Source organism: Janthinobacterium sp. (assembly GCF_009923995.1).
Taxonomy (GTDB): domain Bacteria; phylum Pseudomonadota; class Gammaproteobacteria; order Burkholderiales; family Burkholderiaceae_D; genus Janthinobacterium.
Map to the genome: position 1 here is coordinate 1 of NZ_RFSK01000124.1, position 4806 is coordinate 4806.

At 65.1% G+C, this 4806-nt stretch carries 3 protein-coding genes; 1 reads left to right on the top strand and 2 read right to left on the bottom strand.

The window, feature by feature from the left end; translation table 11 throughout:
• Positions 1-161: 161 nt before the first annotated feature.
• Complete coding sequence (locus EBS11_RS27920; RefSeq protein WP_290608719.1) at positions 162-800, bottom strand: NF038129 family PEP-CTERM protein; 639 nt, start codon at positions 798-800, stop codon at positions 162-164.
• A gap of 10 nt (positions 801-810) precedes the next feature.
• Positions 811-3807 carry an ExeM/NucH family extracellular endonuclease gene (locus tag EBS11_RS27925; RefSeq protein WP_290608721.1) on the bottom strand — a complete coding sequence of 999 codons (2997 nt, stop codon included), beginning with the start codon at positions 3805-3807 and terminating at the stop codon, positions 811-813.
• Positions 3808-4271: 464 nt separating this feature from the next.
• On the opposite strand from EBS11_RS27925, the gene EBS11_RS27930 reads away from it, so the two are divergent.
• A partial coding sequence (locus EBS11_RS27930; RefSeq protein WP_290608723.1) for a hypothetical protein occupies positions 4272-4806 on the top strand: 535 nt, incomplete at its 3' end.

Consider the following 4806-nt stretch of genomic DNA (forward strand, 5'->3'; position numbering starts at 1 on the left):
ATAAAACGTTTCCATTCGGCTGCTTGCATGAGGTGCTCCCGTCTGGCTGGTCCACTCAGTTAGACCTCGGCCGTACCGTGAGTTCCCCTACTTGTCGAGGACAGAGCCAAAAAAAACACAGCGGACCTGCGTCCGCTATGTTCAAACTGGAAAACGGCTCTTTACGCCGGCATGACGGGCTGGCGGCGGCGCAAGGCCAGGCCGACCAGCGCCAGGCCGCCCGTCAGCATCATCCACTCCGATGCTTCGGGAACGGCCGAGATCGAGGCGATGCTGGCGTAGGTGCTGCCGGCGATGCTGGCGGGCACGCCGCCATTGAGCGGCGTCAATTCGAACTGCAGCACGTTGCCATTCACATTGCCCAGGTAAGCCGTGCCCGAGGCGTCGAGCAGGCCCACGCCAAAGGTCGTGCCCGCATTGCCGGCCGTCGTCAGGAAGTCGCCGCCAAAGACGATGTTGAAGGCAAACTTGCCGCCCAGGGTCACGTTGTGGAACCAGTCGTTGTAGGCGCCGCTATTGCCGAAGGTCAAGGTGCCGGGCAAGCTGCCGCTGACGCTGCCTTCTTGCGATTCCAGTGCGCCGAATGCGCCCGAGAAGTTGCTCAGGGTAGCGCTGGCGCCCGGCGCGGGGCTGTTGCCGGCGATAAAGGCGAAGTCGAGGAAGCCGGCGCCGGAAAACGTGCTCGTGTCGATTTCCACGTGATAGCCCAGCGGGTCCGCCAGCGCCACGCTGGCGCTGCCGGCGAGCAAGGCGGCCAGCACGGCGCGGCGCAGGGTGAGATTGAGTTGCGTAGTCAACATGATGAAGTCCTTAGAAGTTGCCGGCAAAGATGCTGGCCGAGTAGTTGATCGTCACTTTCGACGGATTGGTGAAACTGACGGCGAACGAGGCCGTCGCGCCTGGCGCCAGGCTGGCCGCGTTCACCGTGACATACCCTGCGCCCGCATGCGTGCCGCTGGCGTTCGCCAGGGTGACGCCGGCCGGCAGGCCGTCGAAGACCACCTGGAAGGGGCCGTTCAGGGCGCTGCTGCCCGTGTTGGTGAAGGCAAACGTGCCCGTGTACTTCTGCGTCGTGCGGTTGAACGTCAGGCCCGAGCTGGCGACCGAGACGGCGGCCGTGATGTCGCGGTAGGCCGGCTGCAGGTCCAGGCTGATGACGACCGGGTCGTGGTCCGAGGCGCGGTACGGCGAGGCGGTGTACAGGTCCTGCGGCTTGGCCGAGTCGATGTTGTAGTCGATCACTTCCGGCTCGTCCGCATTCACATGCCACTCGGCCACGCCGGCCACTTGCGGGCTCAGCGAGGCGCTGGCCAGCGCATGGTCGAGATAGCCGCTCAGGCCGCCGAACACGTAGGAGTACGGCATGCCGGACGGCCGCACGAAGCGCTCCAGTTCATTGACGAAGCCGGCGCCCGTGATGACCTGGATCGGGTCTTCCGCGCCATACGAATTGAGGTCGCCGATGACCAGCACGTCCGCATCGCCGGCCGCCGCGGCCACCTGGGGCACGAAGCTGCCCACCAGGCGCTGCGCCTGCTGCACGCGGGTAGCGTTCCAGCAGCTCTGGCTGTCGTTGTTGTCCGCGTCCGCGCCCGCGCCGGACGGGCAGCTGCCCTTCGACTTCATGTGGTTGACGATCAGCGAGAATTTCTCGCCGTTCGCCGCCTTGAAGGTTTGCGCCATCGGCGGACGGTTGTTGATGGCATTCGCGTCCGACAGGGCGCCACCCACGAGGCCCAGCTTGGCCGGCTTGTAGATCATGGCCACGCGGATGGCGTCCGTGCCCGTGGCGGCCGGCTTCGGCACCACGGCGTAGGTGACGCCGCCGATGGCCGCGTTGAGCTGCTCGACCAGATAGGTGACGGCCGTTTCGCCATTGTTCTGGATTTCCATCAGGCCCACCACGTCCGCATCGATGGCTTTCAGCTCGGCCACGATCTTGTCGCGCTGGCGCACGAACTCGGCCAGGTTGTCGGCGCCGCGGCAATTGCTCTTGGTAGTCGACGAGCCTACGGTGCAGCCCTGCCCCGTCTGGCCAAAGACGTTGTTGCCATTCGTAAAGGTCGTGAAGAAATTGAGCACGTTGGCGCTGGCCACTTTCACGTTACCCGCAGGCAGTTCCGGCCGGTCCGTGCGCGGATTGTCGCGCGAGAACTGCGGCGCCTGCGTCGGCTGCAGCTTGTAGGCGGCGCCACCGCCGCCGATGGCGCCGAAGTCCACCACGCCCGTCAGGTCGGACACCGTGTCGCCGCTGCGCACGGTGCCATCCTGGCCCAGATACGGGATCGTTGTCGGCGTGACGAAGATGCCATCATCGAGCACGATCAGGTTGTTCGCATTGGCCGCGATCAAGGCTTGCGCCTCGGCGGAGCCGGCCGGATGGCGGTTGGTCGGCACTTCGCGCCGTCCCGCCGACAGGGTCAGTTCGCCGCGCGCGCCCAGGTAGGCGTTCTGCGACACGGTCAGGGGCTGCGTGAAGCGCACCAGCATGCCTTCCACGGCGCCCAGATTGTCATTCGGCAAGGTCACGTTCGTCGGCACGACGCTGTGGCCCGCGCTTTGCGTGAGGATGGCCGTCACGTCCTTCAATTCCGTGTAGGAATTTTTCGCGCCCGTGGGCGTGTACTCGAATACCGTGCCCGTCACACGCACCAGTTCGCCCGGCTGCACGCTGGTGGCCGTGCTGCCCGTGTAGACAAAGATGCCGTCCGACGTCGACGGGTCGCCATCGCCGGCCGCATCCTGGATGAAGAAGCCCGTGCCCACTTTCAGGGTCACCACGCCCTCCGTCGTCTGCACGGAATTGGCGTAGGGACTGGCGGCGCCGCTGCCCTGGATTTGCGGGATCGTGTGGCTGACGGCAGCCAGGCCCTGCACGGCGACATCGATCTTGCAGCTGGCGCTCTGCTGCTGGTCGTTGCTGAAATTGACGGTGACGGGGTAGTTGCCGGCAGGCACGCCAGCGGCCACGAGCAGGCTGACCGTCGCGCTCTCGCCGGCCACGCCGGCGGCGCTGAAATTGGCCAGGCTGATGCCGGCCACGGCAGGCGAACCCAGGTTGGCGGCATTGACTACGCCATCGACGTCAGAGGCGCGCAGCACGGCGCTGCCGCCATTGCCGGCCGCCAGGGCCAGGCTGGCGGGGCAGCTGGTGATGATCTGGTGCACGACGGGGCCGCCGCACACGTGGCGCTCGGAAGCCGTATTGCGCGGCGTCACGCTGCCGGCGGCGAAGTCGGCGCCGTTGTCGTCCGTGTCGCTGCAGCCGCCGTTGGCGCGCAGGATGGACAGGGTATTCGATGGCGCGGGCGCCACGCTGCCTTCGAAGCCATTGGCCGTGCCGAAGCCCACCAGGTCGATGACGGACGCGCCCGTGGGGCTGGCGCCCGTCTGCGCCGTCTTGCTATTGCTCAACAACACCTTGCCCGCCGTGCCCGACATGGCCAGGCTGCCGCTGGCGTCCGGCGTCGGCAGCGCTGCCGTGCCGCCCGTGCCCTTCGCTTGCTGGACCAGCAAATACTGGCCCGGTTGCAGATCGATAGCCGGCAAGGCCGTCACGGCCCAGGTGGTACCCGCGGCGGACGCGTATTGCACGCTCCAATTGCCCACGTTCACGGGACTGGCGCCGCGGTTGAACAGTTCGATGAAGTCGTTGGTATACAAGGCGCCCGTATTGCCGCCACCGCCATAGACCTGGCTGATGACGATGTCGGAAGCGGCCAGTGCCGGCACGGACAGGCTGGCCAGCAAGGTGGCCATGACGGTCAGGCGCAGGGGCGTGCGCAGGGGAGAAAGCGAGGTGTGCATGAGAATCCCGGTCGGTAAATAAATGGCGCCGGCCCGTCATGCCGGCCGGCGCGCCACAATTAACAAAAGTATTTCAAACTTGTTATTTGCATATTAAAGGTCCTGGATGACGACTTGATGACATTTGATTAAGCCGAATGGAGTAAAGCCCGTGCCGCGCCCTCATTCCGGGCATCTGGCAAGGCGTATTTTTCCAACAACAAGAAGTGACTCGGCGCACGCCAACAAGACGCCGACAGGAAAAATGTGATATATTTCAGGCAAATAAGTTTTGTTCCTGATAACAACAATCAGCGGACCGCAACGATACCGTCACAATGAGAGCAGGCCCCAGCCTCGCGTGCCTCGTGGAATGCACATCCGGCCATGCACCAGAAATCGCATTATCGGTAGCAAACATTAACCGCATCGCGAACGGACAGCGCAACAGCGCGGCGTTCCGCTACATTCTGAAGAGATACACCATGTTAAAACCACGCACTCCCTACTCTGTTCTCGGCACGGCCCTGGCGGCAGCCCTCTTCCTGACGGCAGGCATGGCGCAGGCACAGGCGACGGCGGCGCAGGCCGACAACAACAGCAAGCGCTGCGAAGCGGCGAATGCGGATGGCAGCGGCAAGGCGGGCGAATTCAATCCGGACAGTTCCAGCAGCGCCTGCAGCTTGGCGAACGGCTTCGTCAACTTTGGCGCGCGCAGCAATGACGGCGTCGGAGCGACGCCGGAATTCGGCACGGGCGAATCGGACCAGGTGCTGCGCGCACCGGCCTTCTCGGGCAACAACCACCGCCTGACCAACGCCCTGGGCCAGTCCGCCGATGCGGGCTACGGCAGCAGCCCCACCCTGCTGGCCAGCACCGGCGAACACCATTTCGGCAGCCGCGACTTTCTCTACGCACAGGAAGAGCCCGCGATCGAAGGCCGCGGCTACCAGGCTGGCCGCGCCCTGGCCAGCAATGACGTCTATGCGCCGCTGCTGACCTCATCGGGTGGCGACGTCC

Bases quoted from the DNA above. Each gene is read 5' to 3' on its own strand.
- EBS11_RS27920 (WP_290608719.1), bottom strand. From the start codon at position 800: ATGTTGACTACGCAACTCAATCTCACCCTGCGCCGCGCCGTGCTGGCC.
- EBS11_RS27925 (WP_290608721.1), bottom strand. From the start codon at position 3,807: ATGCACACCTCGCTTTCTCCCCTGCGCACGCCCCTGCGCCTGACCGTC.